This is a genomic window from Clostridium prolinivorans, assembly GCF_004011155.1.
Taxonomy (GTDB): Bacteria; Bacillota; Clostridia; order Clostridiales; family Clostridiaceae; genus Clostridium_AT; species Clostridium_AT prolinivorans.
In genome coordinates this window covers 62898-79988 of record NZ_RJWG01000009.1, presented here as the reverse complement: position 1 = coordinate 79988, position 17091 = coordinate 62898, and the positions used below count along the sequence as shown (strand labels likewise).

Sequence of the window (17091 nt, the reverse complement as noted above, 5' to 3'; positions counted from 1 at the left end):
AGTAATAATGCAAATGCTTAATCATCCTTTAACAGACTCAGGAATAGAAAAATTTAAAAAAGATTGGGAAACAGCATTTGCTAGATAGAGTTAATAAATAATATTTTTAACTGAAATGAAAATACAAGAATAAGTGAGTGTAATAAAGGAAATTAAAGATTATAAAGATTATAGAGGAGTATAATATGAGTATTTCTAAAGAATTTTTTGGCAATGTAAAAGATGGAACACCAGTATATATTTTTACTCTTAAAAATTCCAAAGGAATGTCAATGAGGGTAACAAATTTTGGAGGAATAATAGTTTCTCTTTTTCTTAAAGATAAATATGGAAAAGTAGATGATATAGTTTTAGGTTATGACAAAATTGAAGACTATGAAAAAAAGGGACCATATTTTGGAGCAATTATAGGTCGTTATGCAAACAGAATAGCTAAATCTCGTTTTAAGCTTAATGGAATAGAATATAATTTAAGCAAAAATGAAGGAGAAAATCAGCTTCATGGGGGAGTAGAAGGCTTTGACAAAAAAGTTTGGAATGCTGAAATTATTGATAAAGACGGAAATGATGCCTTAGAACTTACTTATAAAAGTTTAGATGGTGAAGAAGGTTATCCAGGAAATCTCCATGTTAAAGTTACTTATAGTATTACTGAAAATAACGAGCTTATTATAGATTATCATGCTGTTTCTGATAAAGATACGATAGTTAATTTAACAAATCATTCTTATTTTAATTTATCTGGGCATGCTTTTGGAGATATACTTCATAATAAGCTTATGATTAATGCTGATAAATTTACCCCAATAGATAAATATTCTATTCCAACAGGAGATTTAAAAGAAGTTAAAGATACTCCTATGGATTTTAGAAAAATGAAACCTATATTTAAGGATATAAACTCTGATTTTGAACAAATAAAGCTTGCAAAAGGATATGACCATAATTTTGTACTTAATACTAATGGAAATATTAATGAAAAAGCTTGTGAAGTTATTGATGAAAAATCAGGAAGAAGTATGGAAGTTTATACTACAAAACCAGGAGTACAGCTTTATACAGGCAATTTCTTAAATGGTGAATATATAGGTAAAGGTGGAGTAGTTTATCAAAGCTATGCCGGATTATGCCTTGAAACGCAGTTTTTCCCTGACTCTGTAAATCAAAAGCATTTTCCATCACCAATATTAAAAGCAGGAGAAGAATATAAACATACTACTATTTATAAATTTTCAATAGTTAAATAATATTAAACTTGCTATGTTTAAAATTTTATATGCTTTCTTTATGGCAGACAGTTAAAATAATAAAACTGTTCAACCTTTAGAAAGCATATTTTTATTATTTATATAAATATTTAAAATTCTTTTAAATTTAGTAAAAGTTTTGTCAAAGTAAAAAAATATATGATATATTTTATTATGTAAACATTTTATAGTATATAAAAAATATATAAGTATGGAGTGAATTTTATGGCTGATTTAAAAAATATGACTAGAAAAGAAAAAATAGAATATATTTGGGATTATTATAAAATACATATTATAGGTGGACTTTTTTTAATTATTTTATTAGTATCTTTTATTCATGGACAAATTACTAAAGTAGAGTATGTTGCTAATCTTACAATATTAACCCCAGTAGGTGATAATGTAAAATTAGAAGAAGCTGAAAAAGAACTAACTAATGTTGTAGTTAAAGATGGGGACAAAAAAAAGCAGGTGTTAATAGATTACATTCCAATAATAAATCCTGAAAATCCAGAACCTCAGATGCTTCAAAAATTTACAGTTAAAATGGCAGCAAAAGAAATAGACGTTATAGTATTAGATAAAAAAATATTTGATAGCCTTATGAAACAAGGAGCATTTATGGATTTAAGTAAAGTAAAAGAAATTGATATTCAAAATATAAAGGCAGATAAAATAGAAGGTACTTCTAGTGATGGGAAAAGTGGTATATATGGTATAAGTGCTGAGGGTAATAGTATTCTTGAAAGTATGAAAGCTGATACAAAAGACAAAGTTATTGCTATTATGGAAGGTACAGAAAGAAAAAATACGGCTGTATCTATTTTAAAATGGATTATAGGAGAATAAATGTATGTATAATGTTATGTATCTAGTAAAAATAATAATCCTATCTGGTAAAATAAAAAATATTCCCTAATTGGGTTATTATTTTTACTAGATTTGTATATAAAGTATTGAATTTTATGTATGCACCTAGTAAAAATAATAATTCTCTTTGGTAAAATAAAAGATGTTTTTTAATCAGATTATTGTTTTAGCAGATTGTATTTAATTAAATCTTCTTCTGTAATCACATTTCTTACAAAGGTCTTCTACTACATATCTTTTTTTAAAACCTTCATATATTGATGTAGCTCTTTCTCCATTTATTATTTCAGAAAAACTGTTTTTATGAATATTGCCTAAGTTTATTATTCCTTCACCATCAAGACAACATGGGACAACGGTACCATCTGCTAAAATAGCTGCTTGATCTTTTAATCCATAGCAAAAGCCTTTATCATCACTATTTTCAAGGCTTTTATCAGGCCATTGAAATTTTGATGCAATATTTAAGTAAACATTTTTATATAATTTAATACCTCTATTAATATTTTTATCTAGAAGTCTTTCTTGAATGCTATAATCTAAATTAAAAGCTTTTTCTATTAAATTTAATATATGTTTGTTTTTTTCTATACTTTTAATATCTTCATCTAAATTCCAAAGCCTATAAGAAACTATTTTGTTTGTATTATTTACAGCTGAAAATGTAAAATCAAAAATATTATTTAAATATTCTTCTATGGAATAATTTAATTCATTAGCATCAAAGCTATGTAGTGAAAAATTAATTTGTCTTAGAGCATTTTTGTATAAAATTTTATCTTTTACTTTGTTTATAAGAGTTCCATTAGTTGTAATATTAACAAAAAGTCTATACTTTTCAGATAAATTTAAAAACTTATCTATTTCAGGGTGAAGCAGGGGTTCACCTTTTACATGAAGATATATATAGTCTGTAAAATTATTTATATCGTATAGTATTTTTTCAAAAGTATTTATGTCCATGAATTTTGGAGTCCTTTGAGTTATAGGACAAAATTGACATTTTAAATTGCATACGTTAGTTATTTCTATATAAATTTTTTTAAATCTTTTCATATTAACCTCTCTATATGTAATATCTAGTAAAATAATTTTATTTTGTAAGAATAAAGTTATTATTTTTTTGTATTATTATTTTACTATATTATATTAAGTTTTTATATTTATTGGATATTTATAAATACTATCATAAAATATTATTAATATAAATAGTATTTTAAACATAGATTTGGCTAATATAACTAAATTTTTGTAATTCAAAATCCATAGGTAATTAATGGATACTTATGAAATAAATAAGACAAATGTAAATTCAATAATTTCTAGATAATTTATTAGGATAAAAACATTAAAAAATCTTAATACTAATATTGATAAAATATTAGAAAGGGGTATGTATAATGAATACTATACATTTTAATGTTTCAGGCCTTGCAAATTCCCAAAGTAAAACAAAGGTGCTTAATGCTTTAGATAAAATTCAAGGTGTTCAAGAAGTTGCAGTAGATTTAGGTAGAGGAACTATAGAAGTAGAATATAATTATCCTGCAAGCCCAGAAAAAATCAGGAATTGTATTGAAAATACAGGATATATAGTTGAAGATTAATTATAGATATTTAAAAATTTAAAATTTAATTAATAAGTCTAGTAAAATAATAATACTTTATTGTTAAGAATATTATGATTATCTCACAAAACTATTTTTGTAGAATTGACCACTATATTTTGAAGTAAATCAATAATAAACATATTGCTCATTGTGTAATAGGAATTTATTTACAGATTATTGTGGTTTAATCATATCATATATTCTTTACACTTAAATTATTTTTTTACTAGACTATATTTTTATGTAGACTATATTTAGAAATATATTTTATATTTTGAATAAAAGATTTATTATAATTATATATGTACAAGCATATTAGTTTTAAATTAACATTTATGTAAGAGGGGGTAGCTTAATGAAGATAATTCACACAGGAGATTGGCATATAGGTAAAATTGTAAATGAATTTAGTATGATAGAGGATCAAAGATTTATATTAGAGCAGTTAATAAAAATTATTGAAGAAGAAAAACCTCAGGCATTAGTTATTGCAGGAGATTTATATGATAGAAGTATACCTCCTATTGAGGCTGTAGAACTTTTAGATGAAGTATTTAATAAAATTTTGCTGGATTTAAATGTACCTATACTTGCTATTGCAGGTAATCATGATAGTGCTGAAAGATTATCTTTTGGAAGCAGAATATTTACTAATAATGGATTGCATATTGCTGGAATATTTGATAGTAATATAAAAAAAGTTACATTTGAAGATGAATGCGGAAATGTAAATTTTTATCTTGTCCCTTATAGCGATCCAAGAGAGATAAAAGCTATATTAAAAGACGATGAAATAAGTACCCATGATGATGCTATGAAAAAAGTAATAAAAAGAATAAAAGAAGATATAAAAGAAGGAGAAAAAAATGTACTTGTAGCTCATGGTTATGTATCTTTTATGAAAGAATATGAAGAGAGTGAAGATAAAACTAAAAAAGGAGGTCTTGAGATTTGTGATTCAGAAAGACCTTTAAGCATTGGAGGAACTGATTTAATAAGCGGAGAACATTTTTCATGTTTTAATTATACTGCACTTGGGCATCTTCATTGTCCCCAAAAGGTCGGAAGTGATAAAATAAGATATTCAGGTTCACTTTTAAAGTATTCTTTTTCAGAAAAAGACCATAAAAAAGGCGTTACTATAGTAAATATAGATGAAAAAGGTGATGTTAGTGTAGAACAAAGACCACTTAAACCTAAAAGGGATATGAGAGTCATAAAAGGTCCATTAAAAGAGCTTATTTCAAAAGAAGTTTATGAGAGCAGTAATAGAGAAGATTATATATATGCAATTTTAACAGATGAAGAAGATATTATAGATCCAATTTCAAAATTAAGAGCTGTATATCCTAATATTATGGGACTTCATAGAGAAGATAATAGACAAAGAGAAAAAAGTAAAACTTCGGCAGGGACAGGCTATAAAAATAAATCAAAACTTGAACTTTTTAATGAATTTTATAAAGATATAACTCATAAAGAACTTACAAAAGAAAAATTGGATATTGTAAAAGAAGTTATTGAGGCAGTAGAAAAGGAAGTGAAATAGTATGAGACCATTGAAACTTACTATAAGTGCATTTGGCCCTTATGCAGATAAACAAGTTATAGATTTTTCAAATTTAAAAAATAAGAATATTTTTCTTATAACTGGTCCAACAGGGGCAGGAAAAACTACTATATTTGATGCTATAAGTTTTGCTCTTTTTGGGGAAGCTTCTGTAAGCAGTAGAGATAGCGATACTTTAAGAAGCCATTTTTCTTCAATAGATACTCCTACATATGTAGAACTTGAATTTGAACTTAGAGGGGAAAAATATAAAATAAAAAGAAATCCAAAATATGAAAGAAAAAAAGCTAAAGGAAATGGATTAACTATTCAAGAAGCAGATGCAGAATTAATACTTCCTGATGGAAGAGTAATAACTAAGGTAAAACCTGTAGATGAGAAGATAAATAGTATTTTAGGAATAAATAAAAATCAATTTAGACAGATTGTAATGCTTCCTCAAGGAGAATTCAGGAAATTATTAGAAGCTGATAGTAAAGAAAGAGAAGTTATTTTTAGAAACATATTTGGAACAGAGGCTTTTCAATCTATACAGTTGAAACTTTCAACTCTTCAAAAAAATTATGAAACAAAAATTAACGAAAATTCTACAAAAAGAGATACACATATAAAACATATTGATTCTGGAGAAGATGAGATACTTTTAAAGCTTTTAAATGAACAACATATAAATGTTGAAGAAATAATAAATAGAACGAAGGAACTTTTAGAAAAAGATAAAGAAGAAAGTAAAAAAATAAATAATTATATAAAAGAAATTAAATTACAAGAAGAAAAATTGCAAAAGAAAATATTTGAAGGCATAGAAATAAATAAAAAAATTAAAGATAAAGAAGAAATTGAAAAACAATATAACAATTATATTTTAAATGAAAGTAAATATATAGAAAAACAAAATAAGCTTGAAAAGGCAAGGATTGCTTTTAATGTAAAATTTGTTGAAGATACTTTAAATGAAAAAATAAATAATCTTATTATTAAAGAAAATCAATATAAAGAGGCTGAAAAAAATTTAGCCATTGCACAAGAAAATATAAAAAAGAGGGAGTATGAATTAAAACTTGAAGAAAATAAAGAAGAGGAAAGAAAAAGCTTAAGAGAAAAAATAATAAATTTAAAAGATAAAGAAAATAAAGTAAAGCAGTATGAAGTTAAATCTAATGAAATTAAATTGTTAAGAGAAGATCTAAATAAAAAGAAAAAAGAATATGAAGATATTAAAAATATTATAGCTAAAGAAAAAACTGATATTAACAAAGCAAAAGAAAAGCTATTATATATTAAAAACTGTGAAACTAAAAAAATGAGTCTTATAGGTATAAAAACTGAAAAAGACTTTATGCTTGAAAAATTAAGGGAACTTAAAATAAAAATAAAGCAATACTTAAATAATTTAAAACTTCATGAAAATGAAGCATCTAAATATAATGATTTTGAAAAGAACTATTTAATAATAAAAGATAAATATGAAAAAATGGAAGATAGCTTTTTAAAAGCACAAGCTGGTATACTTGCTAAAGATTTAAAAGATAATACTCCTTGCCCTGTATGCGGCTCTATAAATCACCCTAATCCAGCTAAAATACATAAAAATTTTATTACACAAGAAGAATTAAAAGAGATTAAAAAGCTTTATGATGAAAAAGTAGAGGAAAGAAATATAAATCTTCAAAAATTATCAGCATTAAATGCAAAAGTGGAAGAAAGCTTAAACGAACTTTTAGAAACTAAAAAGAGATTAATACAAATACTTGATGAAGACATTTTAAAAATGCCTTATGATAAACTTTTTAAATACGTAAATGAAAAAGGATCTAAAATAAAAGAAGAAACTAATAAAATAGAAAATGATATAAAAGAATTAGATAATATTATTAAAGATAAAGAAAAGACTGAAAAATATATATATGAAAATCAAAAATATTTAGAAGAAAAAGAATTAGATCTTCCAAAGAAAGAAGAAGAATATACAACTTTTTATGGTAAGGTAATAAGTGCAGAAAAAGAGCTAAATAGTATAGAAGAGGAGATACCAAAAGAAATTAGAAGTCATTCTAAACTTTTAATAAAAATAAATGAAATTGAGGAAAAACTTAAAGTTTTAGAAAAATCTTATAAAGAAGCTCAAGATAATTTCCATAATGCAAATGAAAAATATGCTTCTATAAAATCAGATAAGGAAAGCAAATATAGAAATTTTAAAGAAGCAGAAAATGAAGTAGAAGCATATAAAAATAAATTAAATTCTAAAATTTTAGAGTATGGGTTTAGTGATTTTGAAGAATATAATAAATTTAAAATGACAGAAGAAGAAATAAAAATTTTAGAAGAAGAAATATCTGAATATTATAAAAAACTTCAAATATTAAAAGGAAATTTAGAAAAAGCAGAAAATGATACTAAAGGATTAAAAAATATAGAAGTAGAAGAACTATCTAAAGAACTTAAAGACATTAAACTTTATGAGAATTCTTTAGAAATTCAAGAAAAAAATATATTTTCAAGAATACAAAATAATCAAAATGCTATAAAAGAAATAGAAAAAATAAATAAGTGTATAAAAAAAGATGAAGAACAATATGCAATAATAAGTGATTTAGCTAAAACTGCTAATGGCTATAATGAAGAAAAAATAACTTTTGAAAGATATGTACTTGCAGCTTATTTTGATGAAATAATAGATGCAGCTAATTTAAGGCTTGCTAAAATGACAGGAGAAAGATTTATTCTTAAAAGAAAAGAAGATAGAGGTAAATTTGGGAAACAAGAAGGATTGGAACTTGAGGTATTTGATAATTATACAGGTAAATCTAGACATGTAAAAACATTATCAGGTGGAGAAAGTTTTAAAGCATCTTTAGCTTTAGCATTAGGATTAGCTGATATAGTACAAGCTTATGCAGGAGGAATAAGTCTAGATACAATGTTTATAGATGAAGGATTTGGAACATTAGATCCTGAGTCTTTAGATAATGCTATTGGATGCTTAATTGAGCTTCAAAATATGGGAAGACTTGTTGGAATAATATCTCATGTACCTGAGCTTAAAGAAAGAATAGATGTAAGACTTGAAATAACTCCAGCAAAAGAAGGAAGCAGTGTAAAATTTGTAATTTAGTAAAATTAAATATATTAAAAAAATAAAAGTATGATTAAACCCAAATAAGCTGTAAATAAAGTTCAATTACATAATGAGTAGTATGTTTATTATTGATTTACTTCAAAATATAGTAGTTAATTCTAAGAAAAAATAGCTTTTGTGATATAATCAAAATATAATTAAATAATTATATAGTAACAAAATATAATATAAATTAAATAAGTATTATATAAATTTTATAATAAAAGTCATTTATAAATATGTATAGTAGAATAATAATCCTTATTAATATATTAATAAGGATTATTATTCTACTAATTTATTTAATGTATATATATTTAATTTTTATATTTATAATTGATATTTATAGTATTTATTAAGTAATTATCCTAGCATACGTTGATCTTTTATAGGAACAACTAAATTTTTGAAAACAACTTTTATAAGGTCTAAAGACATATTTGCAGTTATATCATCTTTGTCTAAAATAGGATTTAACTCAACAAAATCTAAAGATACCATCATACCTGAAGCTGAAAAAGCTTTAAGTATTTTTTCTGCCTCATCTACAGTTAGTCCATTTTTAACAGGGGTTCCTGTACCTGGGACATAAGAAGAATCTATAGAATCTATATCAAAACTTACATGAATTGCATCTACTTTATCTTTTAAATAATTTATACTTTCTTCTATTACTTTATCTACTCCTAATTTTCTAACTGTATCCATTGAAAAAGCTTTAATTTTTGAATTTTTAATAAGTTCTATTTCACCAGGATCTAAATCACGACCTGCAATATGAACTATATTTTCGTCTTTAACTTTAACTCTATGTTCGAATAAATTAACCAGTTTATCTGGCCCTTTCCCCATGGAAACAGCTAATGGCATACCATGTATATTCCCTGTTGGAGTTGTTTTTTCAGTGTTTAAATCACCATGAGCATCTATCCAGACAACACCAAGATTTTTTACAGCTTTGCTGACCCCGGCTATACTTCCGATTCCAAGGCTGTGATCTCCACCTAGTATTATAGGAAAGTTTCCCTTTGAAATAGAATCATATACCATAAATGCAAGTTTTGTATTTGCATCTACTATAACGTCATAATATTTCAAACTAGGATGGTGTTTGTATTTGTGTTTTTCAGTAACATTAGCTACTTCAATGTTACCAAGGTCTTTAACATCATATCCAAGATCTTTTAAAGCTGATAAAATATTCATATCTCTGAATTTATCTGGTCCAAGATTGCTTCCAAGTTTATCAGCCCCTTGATTAATAGGCATACCAATTATATGCACAGCCATTTTAAATCCCCCTTTTGTATGGAAAAATTAATAATAAAAATTGTAGCTAGCCCTCAGTTGGCTGGGGGTTTACACATACAAACAAATATATTTTATAGCATATAAATTTTACAGCATATGAAAGAGTATGTCTATATAAAAAAATATACATAAATTGCAATATATGAATGTTTATTACATATTACGTATTAATATTTATTAAATAGAATAAATATTAAGACTATTATTAGATTATTTAAGTTATCAATTAATTATAATTAGTATAAATATTCATTAAAATATTATAAAATATAATATTTTTTAAAATTTATATTAAAAATAGAATTATATTATTATGTTGGTGTATAATTGATAATATTAAAAAATATGTATAACATTTCATTACAATTTTAGTACTTAAATATTTAAAGGAGAGAAAGATAATGACAGAAAAATTATATTATATTTATCCATATATTAAAGAATGGGAAGCAGATGTTTTAGATATATCAGAAAAAGAAGGAAAATTTCTTATTGAGCTTAATAAAACAGCTTTTTATCCTGAAGGAGGTGGACAGCCTTCAGATAAAGGATATATAGATGATGTTGAAGTTTTGCATGTTTTTGAAGAAGATGAACATATATTTCATGTAACAAATAAAAAACCTAAAAATAGTAAAGTTATATGTAAATTAGATTTTGAAAGAAGATATGATTTGATGCAGCAGCATACTGGACAGCATCTTTTATCAGCAGTATTTTATAATAATTTTAAAGGAGAAACCTCAAGTTTTCATCTTGGAGAAGATTATGTTTCTATAGATATATCTATGCCTGAAATGACAGAGGAGTTAATTAAAATAGTTGAAGATGAAGTAAATAAAATTATATACAGCAATTTAGAGATAAAATCTTATATTGTAAATAAAAACGAACTAGAAAATATTCCATTAAGGAAATTGCCTAAAGTAGAAAAAGATATAAGAATTGTTGAAATTGATAAAATAGATTATTCTCCATGTTGTGGTACTCATTTAAAAAATACAGGAGAAATTGGCGTTATTAAAATAATAAAAATTGAAAAATATAAGGGAGTTACTAGAGTATATTTTAAATGTGGTAAAAGAGCTTTTGAAGATTATCAATTTAAACATGATATAACAGTAAATTTAGGGAAATTATTATCTGTAGATCAAAATAATTTAGAAAGTAAAGTAAAAAATATTTCAGAAGAATTAAAAAGCAAGATTAAAGAAATAAAAGAACTTAAAGAAAATCTTAATCTATATGAAGCAGAGGACATACTAAATAGATTAAACTCTAACATAGTAAACATAAATTTTAGTGATAAAACTTTTGATGATGTTCAAAATATTGGAAGGATAATACTTAGAAAGGGAAATTATTTAGTAATTTTATCATCAAACATTGATAAAAAATTATGGCTTGCTCATAATGGAGATTTTGAAGTTAATTGTGGGAAATTATTTAAAGAAAATTTGCAAAAGTTTAGTGGTAGAGGCGGTGGAGGAGATAAGCAGGCACAAGCTTCTTTTGAAAGTGAAATTTCACTTAAAGAATTTCAAGAATTTGTTGTTTCTAAAATTTACAATAATGATTAATAAACAATAATATGTAAATAAATTTCAACTGTAATGTGTATCATAGTATATTAATTTGTTGCAATATATAGTTATAATTAGCCTGCCATAAGCTGTAAGTTAATTTCCACTATATTAATATATAATTTATATTGTTTCTAAATTTTTATTATATATATTGGTTAATATTTAAAAAACTTTTTGTGAAATAATCAAAGCTTCAAAGTTATAAATTTAAATAAATTTAAATAAAAAATTCTGTATGTTATGATATGAAAGGAGAGAAATAGTTGGATATAAAAGAAGTTAAAGGGAATACATTTTGCATTGATACTGGTATGACATATATACCTTTTTATAAAATTAATGATGAAGAAATTATAATGTTAGATACAGGATGGAAAAAGGGAGAAAGAGAAGGAATAGAAAATATTTTAGAAAGCAGCAATTTTAAAATTAAGGCTATTTTAAATAGCCATTCACATACAGATCACATAGGAAATAATGCATACTTTAAAAAAAAGTATAACTCTATTATTGCAATGTCAACTCGTGAAGCACTTATATGTAGCAGTGCAGTTGATTTTAAGCTTTATTATCAAAGTCAAGCTTTAAAAGATATAAAAGAGCATTATGGATATATGGCTTGCAGGGCAGATATTATGATTGATGATAAAGAAGAAAATTTAGAACTATGCGGCATTGATTTTAAGATTATTCATACTCCAGGACACAGCCCAGGGCATATATGTATTATAACTCCTGATAACGTTGCTTATTTAGGGGATTGCCTTATAAGTTATGAAGTAATGAGAGGGGCTAAAATGCCTTATGCTTATATACTTAGTGAAGATATAAAAAGTAAATCTAAACTTTATGATTTAAACTTTAGTAAATATATAGTTGCACATAAAGGAATATATGATAATATAAAAAAACTTATAGATGACAATATAGATTTTTATGAAAATAGGGCAATAAGAATTTATGAAGTAATAGATGATTATATGACAATGGAAGATATTATGAAAGCTGTTATTGAAAGTTTTCATATACGTGTGGACAATATACATAGGTATTATTTTATAGAAAGAATGTTAAAATCTTATGTAGAGTTTTTATACGAAACAGAAAAGCTAAAAATAATTGTAGATGATGGTTTTCTTAAATATATTAAAAATTAAACATTTATATATACAAAGTATTAAACTAAATACAGTATAGTGTAAAATAATAACAATTTTTTATTTGTATTGACAGCACAGTTATAAACAATTATAATTAATCACAAGGTGTACTTTAAATTGGTCCTGTGAGGCCAGAAAGGAGAGTGTGATTGGTATGATTATATTCTTTTATAAAGATTTTTTTTCTAAGAATAAGATGAATAATGTTTTTAAAATACAGAAAGGATATATAAGGGAACTATAGGCGTATTGTTCTCTTGTATGTCCTTTTATTTTTATATTTAAGATTATGAAAATATAGAGGTGTGTTATGAAAGCAAAACTTATCTTAGAAAATGGAATGATGTTTGAAGGAAGAGCCTTTGGATATTTACAGGAAACTGTAGGAGAAGTAGTTTTTAATACTGGGATGACTGGATATGAAGAGGTACTTACAGATCCATCTTATTATGGTCAAATTGTTACTATGACTTATCCCCTTATAGGGAATTATGGAATTAATCTTGAAGATATGGAATCAAAAGGTATAAAAGTAAAAGGATTTATAGTAAGAGAAGCTTGCAATAATCCAAATAATTTTAGATGTGAAATGAAACTTGAAGATTATCTGAAAAATAATAAAATAATGGGTTTAGAAAAAATAGATACTAGAGCTCTTACGAAGGTACTTAGAGATAGTGGAACAATGAAGGGTATAATAACCCTTGAAGAATTAGGCGAAGGATATATAAGAAAAAAATTTGAAGCTTTTAGTAATAAAGAAGCTGTAAAAAATGTAACAACAGATAAAATATATACAATAGAAGGCACTGGAAAGCATATAGCAGTATTGGATTTTGGAATTAAAGAAAATATTATTAGATGCTTTAAGAAAAGAGGCTGCAAATTAACAGTTTTCCCTGCTTATACTTCTTATGAAGATATATTAAAAATAAATCCAGATAGTATATTTTTGTCTAATGGACCTGGGGATCCACAAGATTTAACAGAAATTATTGAAAATATAAAGCATCTTATAGGAAAGAAACCAATATCAGGAATATGTCTTGGACATCAAATTTTAGCTCTGGCTTTAGGAGGGCATACAAAAAAATTAAAGTTTGGTCATAGAGGATGTAATCACCCTGTAATGGACATAGAAAGAAATAGAGTATTTATTACATCACAAAATCATGGATATTATGTAGATGAACTTCCTAAAGATGTTATAGCAACTCATATAAGTATGAACGATGGAACTATAGAAGGTATGAGACATAAAACACTGCCTATACGCAGCGTACAATTTCATCCAGAAGCTAATCCGGGACCTAGAGATATAGAAAATTATATATTTGATGAATTTGTATGATAAGTGTTATGAGTAAGAAAACAGGAGGTAGTACTTATGCCAATTAATAAAAATATAAATAAGGTTTTAGTTATAGGTTCAGGACCTATAGTTATAGGTCAGGCTGCAGAATTTGATTATTCTGGTACTCAAGCTTGCGAATCATTAAAAGAAGAAGGAGTAGAAGTTGTACTTATAAATAGTAATCCTGCAACTATAATGACAGATAAGGAAGTAGCTAATAAAATTTATATAGAGCCTTTAACTTTAGAATTTGTGGAGAAAGTTATTGAAAAAGAAAGACCAGACAGTCTTCTTGCAGGTATGGGTGGACAGACAGGACTTAATCTTGCAGTTGAGCTTTATGACAAAGGAATACTTGATAAATATAATGTTAAAGTTATAGGAACTTCTATAGAATCTATAAAAAAAGGTGAAGATAGAGAACTTTTTAAAAATGAAATGCAAAAAATAGGGCAGCCATGTATCGAAAGTGAAATTGTAAAAAGTATAGAAGAAGGAAAAAATTTTAGTCAAAAGATAGGTTATCCAGTAATAGTAAGACCAGCTTATACTCTTGGAGGTACAGGAGGAGGCATTGCAAATAATGAAGAAGAATTGGAAAGTATATTAGAGCAAGGTCTTCAGCTAAGTTCTATAGGGCAGGTACTTATAGAAAAAAGCGTAAAAGGCTGGAAAGAAATTGAATATGAAGTTATGAGAGATAGTTTTGGTAATTGTATTACTGTATGTAATATGGAAAATTTAGATCCGGTTGGGATTCATACAGGAGACAGTATAGTTGTAGCTCCAAGTCAGACTTTATCAGATAAAGAGTATCAAATGTTAAGGTCAGCTGCTATAGATATAATAAATCATATAGGAATTGAAGGCGGATGTAATGTACAATTTGCGTTAAATCCTGATAGCTTTGAATATGCAGTAATAGAGATTAATCCAAGAGTAAGTCGTTCTTCTGCATTAGCGTCTAAAGCTACAGGATATCCAATAGCTAAAGTAGCTGCAAAAATTGCACTAGGCTATGGACTTCATGAAATAAAAAATGCTGTAACAGGAAAGACTTTTGCATGTTTTGAACCTTCTCTTGATTATGTTGTAGTTAAAATACCAAAGTGGCCTTTTGATAAATTTTATAGTGCTGAAAGATTTTTAGGGACTAAAATGATGGCAACAGGAGAAGTTATGGCTATAGGAAGTAATTTCGAGGCAGCATTTTTAAAAGGTATCCGTTCTTTAGAACTTAAAAAATACACTTTAGAACATAAAGATATGAAAAATTTAAGTTTAGAAAAGCTTAAAGAAAAAGTAATGACTCCAGATGATGAGAGAATATTTGCTTTAGCTGAAATGATAAGAAGAGATTACAGCGTAGATAAGATGTCTCAAATTACTGGAATAGATAAATTTTTTATAAATAAAATAAAAAATATTATAGATAAAGAAGAAGAATTAAAGAATTTAACTATAGACAAATTATCCAGAGATTTTCTAAAAGAACTAAAGAGGATGGGATTTTCTGATAAAGGCATAGGGGAGCTCATTAAGGCTAGTCCAGATGAAATATACAATCTTAGAATAAAATGGGATATATATCCTGCTTATAAGATGGTAGATACTTGTGCAGGAGAGTTTGAAGCAGCTTCACCTTATTATTATTCAACTTATGAAAACTATGATGAAGTTTATGTAAGCAGCAGAAAAAAAGTTGTAGTTATAGGTTCAGGACCTATTAGAATAGGACAGGGAATTGAATTTGATTATGCTTCTGTTCATGCTGTTAAAGCACTTAGAAAATTAGACATAGAAACAATAATAATAAACAATAATCCTGAAACAGTAAGTACAGATTTTGATATATCTGATAAGCTTTATTTTGAACCTCTTACAGAAGAAGATGTTTTAAATATAATTGATAAAGAAAAACCTTATGGAGTTATTTTGCAATTTGGAGGGCAAACAGCTATTAAGCTTGCTAAATTTTTAAAGGAAAAAAATATACACATACTTGGAACAAGTTCAGAACAAATTGATGAGGCAGAAGATAGAGAAAAATTTGATAAGCTTTTGGAAAGATTAGAAATATATAGACCAAAAGGCAGGGCTGTATGGAATGTTAAAGAAGGGCTTAAAGAAGCTCAACAATTAGGATACCCAGTACTTGTAAGACCTTCATATGTGTTAGGCGGACAGGGAATGGAAATAACTTATGATGAAAAAGAGCTTAAATATTATCTTGAAAATGCATTTAATAAAGATAATAAAAATCCTGTGCTTATAGATAAATATCTTATGGGAAGAGAAATAGAAGTAGATGCTATATGTGATGGTGAAGATGTACTTATACCTGGAGTTATGGAGCATCTTGAAAGAGCAGGAATACACTCTGGAGATAGTATAACAATTTATCCTACTCAAAATGTATCTAAAGAAATAAAAAATGAGGTACTTAAATATACTAAAAAACTGGCTGTAGGTTTGGGCGTTAAAGGTATGATTAATATTCAATTTATAGAATATGAAAAAAAATTATATGTTATAGAAGTTAATCCAAGAGCCAGCAGGACAGTACCTTATATAAGCAAAGTAAGCTTAGTACCTATAGTTGAGATTGCTACAAAAGTTATGCTTGGATATAAGCTTAAAGATTTAGGATATGGTATTGATATATATAAAGAACCTGATATAGTTGCAGTAAAAGTACCAGTGTTTTCTACTCAAAAACTTCCAAAAGTTGAGGTTTCTTTAGGACCTGAAATGAGATCTACAGGAGAGGTATTAGGAGTAGGCAAAGATATATACGAAGCACTTTACAAAGGTTTTATAGCTGCTAACATGGGGCTTAAAAAAGATAAGGGAGTTGTTTTAGCAACTATAAATAATCAAGATAAAAAAGAATTTTTAAATATAGCAAAAGTATTAAATGAACTTGGATACAGTTTTATTGCAACAAGTAAAACAGCAGAACTTTTAAGAAATGAAGGATTTAAAGTTAAAGAGGTAAGAAAATTAAAAGAAGAAGAACCTAATATACTTCAAGTTATAAAAAACAGGGAAGTAGATTTAGTTATAAATACCCCTACAAAAGGGAATGATTCTCACAGAGATGGTTTTATAATAAGAAGAAATGCTATAGAAAGCAACATACAAATTATAACTTCTATAGATACAGCAAAAGCATTGGCAGAGGTAACTAAAGAAGTAAATTCAAAGAAAAATATAAAAGAAATAAAGGTTTATCCTTTAATTTAATCCAGAGAGGTTA

At 26.1% G+C, this 17091-nt stretch carries 11 protein-coding genes; 9 read left to right on the top strand and 2 right to left on the bottom strand.

All coding sequences use genetic code 11. The features are described from left to right. Window positions 1-185: 185 nt before the first annotated feature. Window positions 186-1247 (top strand): aldose epimerase family protein, encoded by a 1062-nt coding sequence (locus EGD97_RS08710; RefSeq protein ID WP_127837058.1) that lies wholly within the window; start codon window positions 186-188, stop codon window positions 1245-1247. Window positions 1248-1472: 225 nt separating this feature from the next. After that, window positions 1473-2099, top strand: a complete 627-nt coding sequence (locus EGD97_RS08705; protein WP_078682175.1) for a hypothetical protein — start codon at window positions 1473-1475, stop codon at window positions 2097-2099. 201 nt (window positions 2100-2300) lie between these two features. Here EGD97_RS08705 and EGD97_RS08700 read toward each other — a convergent pair whose 3' ends face one another. Beyond that, window positions 2301-3176 carry a radical SAM/SPASM domain-containing protein gene (locus tag EGD97_RS08700; protein WP_127837057.1) on the bottom strand — a complete coding sequence of 292 codons (876 nt, stop codon included), beginning with the start codon at window positions 3174-3176 and terminating at the stop codon, window positions 2301-2303. Window positions 3177-3520: 344 nt separating this feature from the next. Here EGD97_RS08700 and EGD97_RS08695 point away from each other — a divergent pair, with 344 nt between their 5' ends. From EGD97_RS08695 to EGD97_RS08685, 3 genes are all read left to right on the top strand, one after another. Further along, on the top strand, window positions 3521-3727 hold the full coding sequence (locus EGD97_RS08695; RefSeq protein WP_078682173.1) for a heavy-metal-associated domain-containing protein: 207 nt from the start codon (window positions 3521-3523) through the stop codon (window positions 3725-3727). A gap of 358 nt (window positions 3728-4085) precedes the next feature. Continuing rightward, window positions 4086-5279: an exonuclease SbcCD subunit D gene (locus EGD97_RS08690; protein ID WP_127837056.1), complete on the top strand. Its 1194-nt coding sequence runs from the start codon at window positions 4086-4088 to the stop codon at window positions 5277-5279. A 1-nt stretch (window position 5280) separates the two neighbouring features. Further along, complete coding sequence (locus tag EGD97_RS08685) at window positions 5281-8418, top strand: AAA family ATPase (protein ID WP_127837055.1); 3138 nt, start codon at window positions 5281-5283, stop codon at window positions 8416-8418. A 366-nt stretch (window positions 8419-8784) separates the two neighbouring features. On the opposite strand, the gene rocF is transcribed toward EGD97_RS08685, so the two are convergent. Next, on the bottom strand, window positions 8785-9711 hold the full coding sequence (gene rocF / locus EGD97_RS08680; RefSeq protein ID WP_078682170.1) for an arginase: 927 nt from the start codon (window positions 9709-9711) through the stop codon (window positions 8785-8787). Window positions 9712-10133: 422 nt separating this feature from the next. Between rocF and EGD97_RS08675 the strand changes: the two genes are divergently transcribed. The 4 genes from EGD97_RS08675 (at window position 10134) to carB (ending at window position 17078) form a co-directional block, all read left to right on the top strand. Then, entirely contained in the window at window positions 10134-11312 is a 1179-nt protein-coding gene (locus EGD97_RS08675; protein ID WP_127837054.1) for an alanyl-tRNA editing protein, read from the top strand. 269 nt (window positions 11313-11581) lie between these two features. Continuing rightward, the gene (locus tag EGD97_RS08670; RefSeq protein WP_078682168.1) at window positions 11582-12475 is read left to right on the top strand and encodes an MBL fold metallo-hydrolase; all 894 of its coding nucleotides are present in this window, start codon (window positions 11582-11584) and stop codon (window positions 12473-12475) included. A 313-nt stretch (window positions 12476-12788) separates the two neighbouring features. Continuing rightward, window positions 12789-13829, top strand: coding sequence for a glutamine-hydrolyzing carbamoyl-phosphate synthase small subunit (carA, locus tag EGD97_RS08665; protein WP_078682167.1), 1041 nt, complete (start codon window positions 12789-12791; stop codon window positions 13827-13829). Window positions 13830-13865: 36 nt separating this feature from the next. Next, window positions 13866-17078, top strand: a complete 3213-nt coding sequence (carB, locus tag EGD97_RS08660) for a carbamoyl-phosphate synthase large subunit (protein WP_127837053.1) — start codon at window positions 13866-13868, stop codon at window positions 17076-17078. Window positions 17079-17091: the final 13 nt, after the last annotated feature.

Coding starts and splice junctions, on each gene's coding strand:
- EGD97_RS08710 (WP_127837058.1), top strand. CDS start 186: ATGAGTATTTCTAAAGAATTTTTTGGCAATGTAAAAGATGGAACACCA.
- EGD97_RS08705 (WP_078682175.1), top strand. CDS start 1,473: ATGGCTGATTTAAAAAATATGACTAGAAAAGAAAAAATAGAATATATT.
- EGD97_RS08700 (WP_127837057.1), bottom strand. CDS start 3,176: ATGAAAAGATTTAAAAAAATTTATATAGAAATAACTAACGTATGCAAT.
- EGD97_RS08695 (WP_078682173.1), top strand. CDS start 3,521: ATGAATACTATACATTTTAATGTTTCAGGCCTTGCAAATTCCCAAAGT.
- EGD97_RS08690 (WP_127837056.1), top strand. CDS start 4,086: ATGAAGATAATTCACACAGGAGATTGGCATATAGGTAAAATTGTAAAT.
- EGD97_RS08685 (WP_127837055.1), top strand. CDS start 5,281: ATGAGACCATTGAAACTTACTATAAGTGCATTTGGCCCTTATGCAGAT.
- rocF (WP_078682170.1), bottom strand. CDS start 9,711: ATGGCTGTGCATATAATTGGTATGCCTATTAATCAAGGGGCTGATAAA.
- EGD97_RS08675 (WP_127837054.1), top strand. CDS start 10,134: ATGACAGAAAAATTATATTATATTTATCCATATATTAAAGAATGGGAA.
- carA (WP_078682167.1), top strand. CDS start 12,789: ATGAAAGCAAAACTTATCTTAGAAAATGGAATGATGTTTGAAGGAAGA.
- carB (WP_127837053.1), top strand. CDS start 13,866: ATGCCAATTAATAAAAATATAAATAAGGTTTTAGTTATAGGTTCAGGA.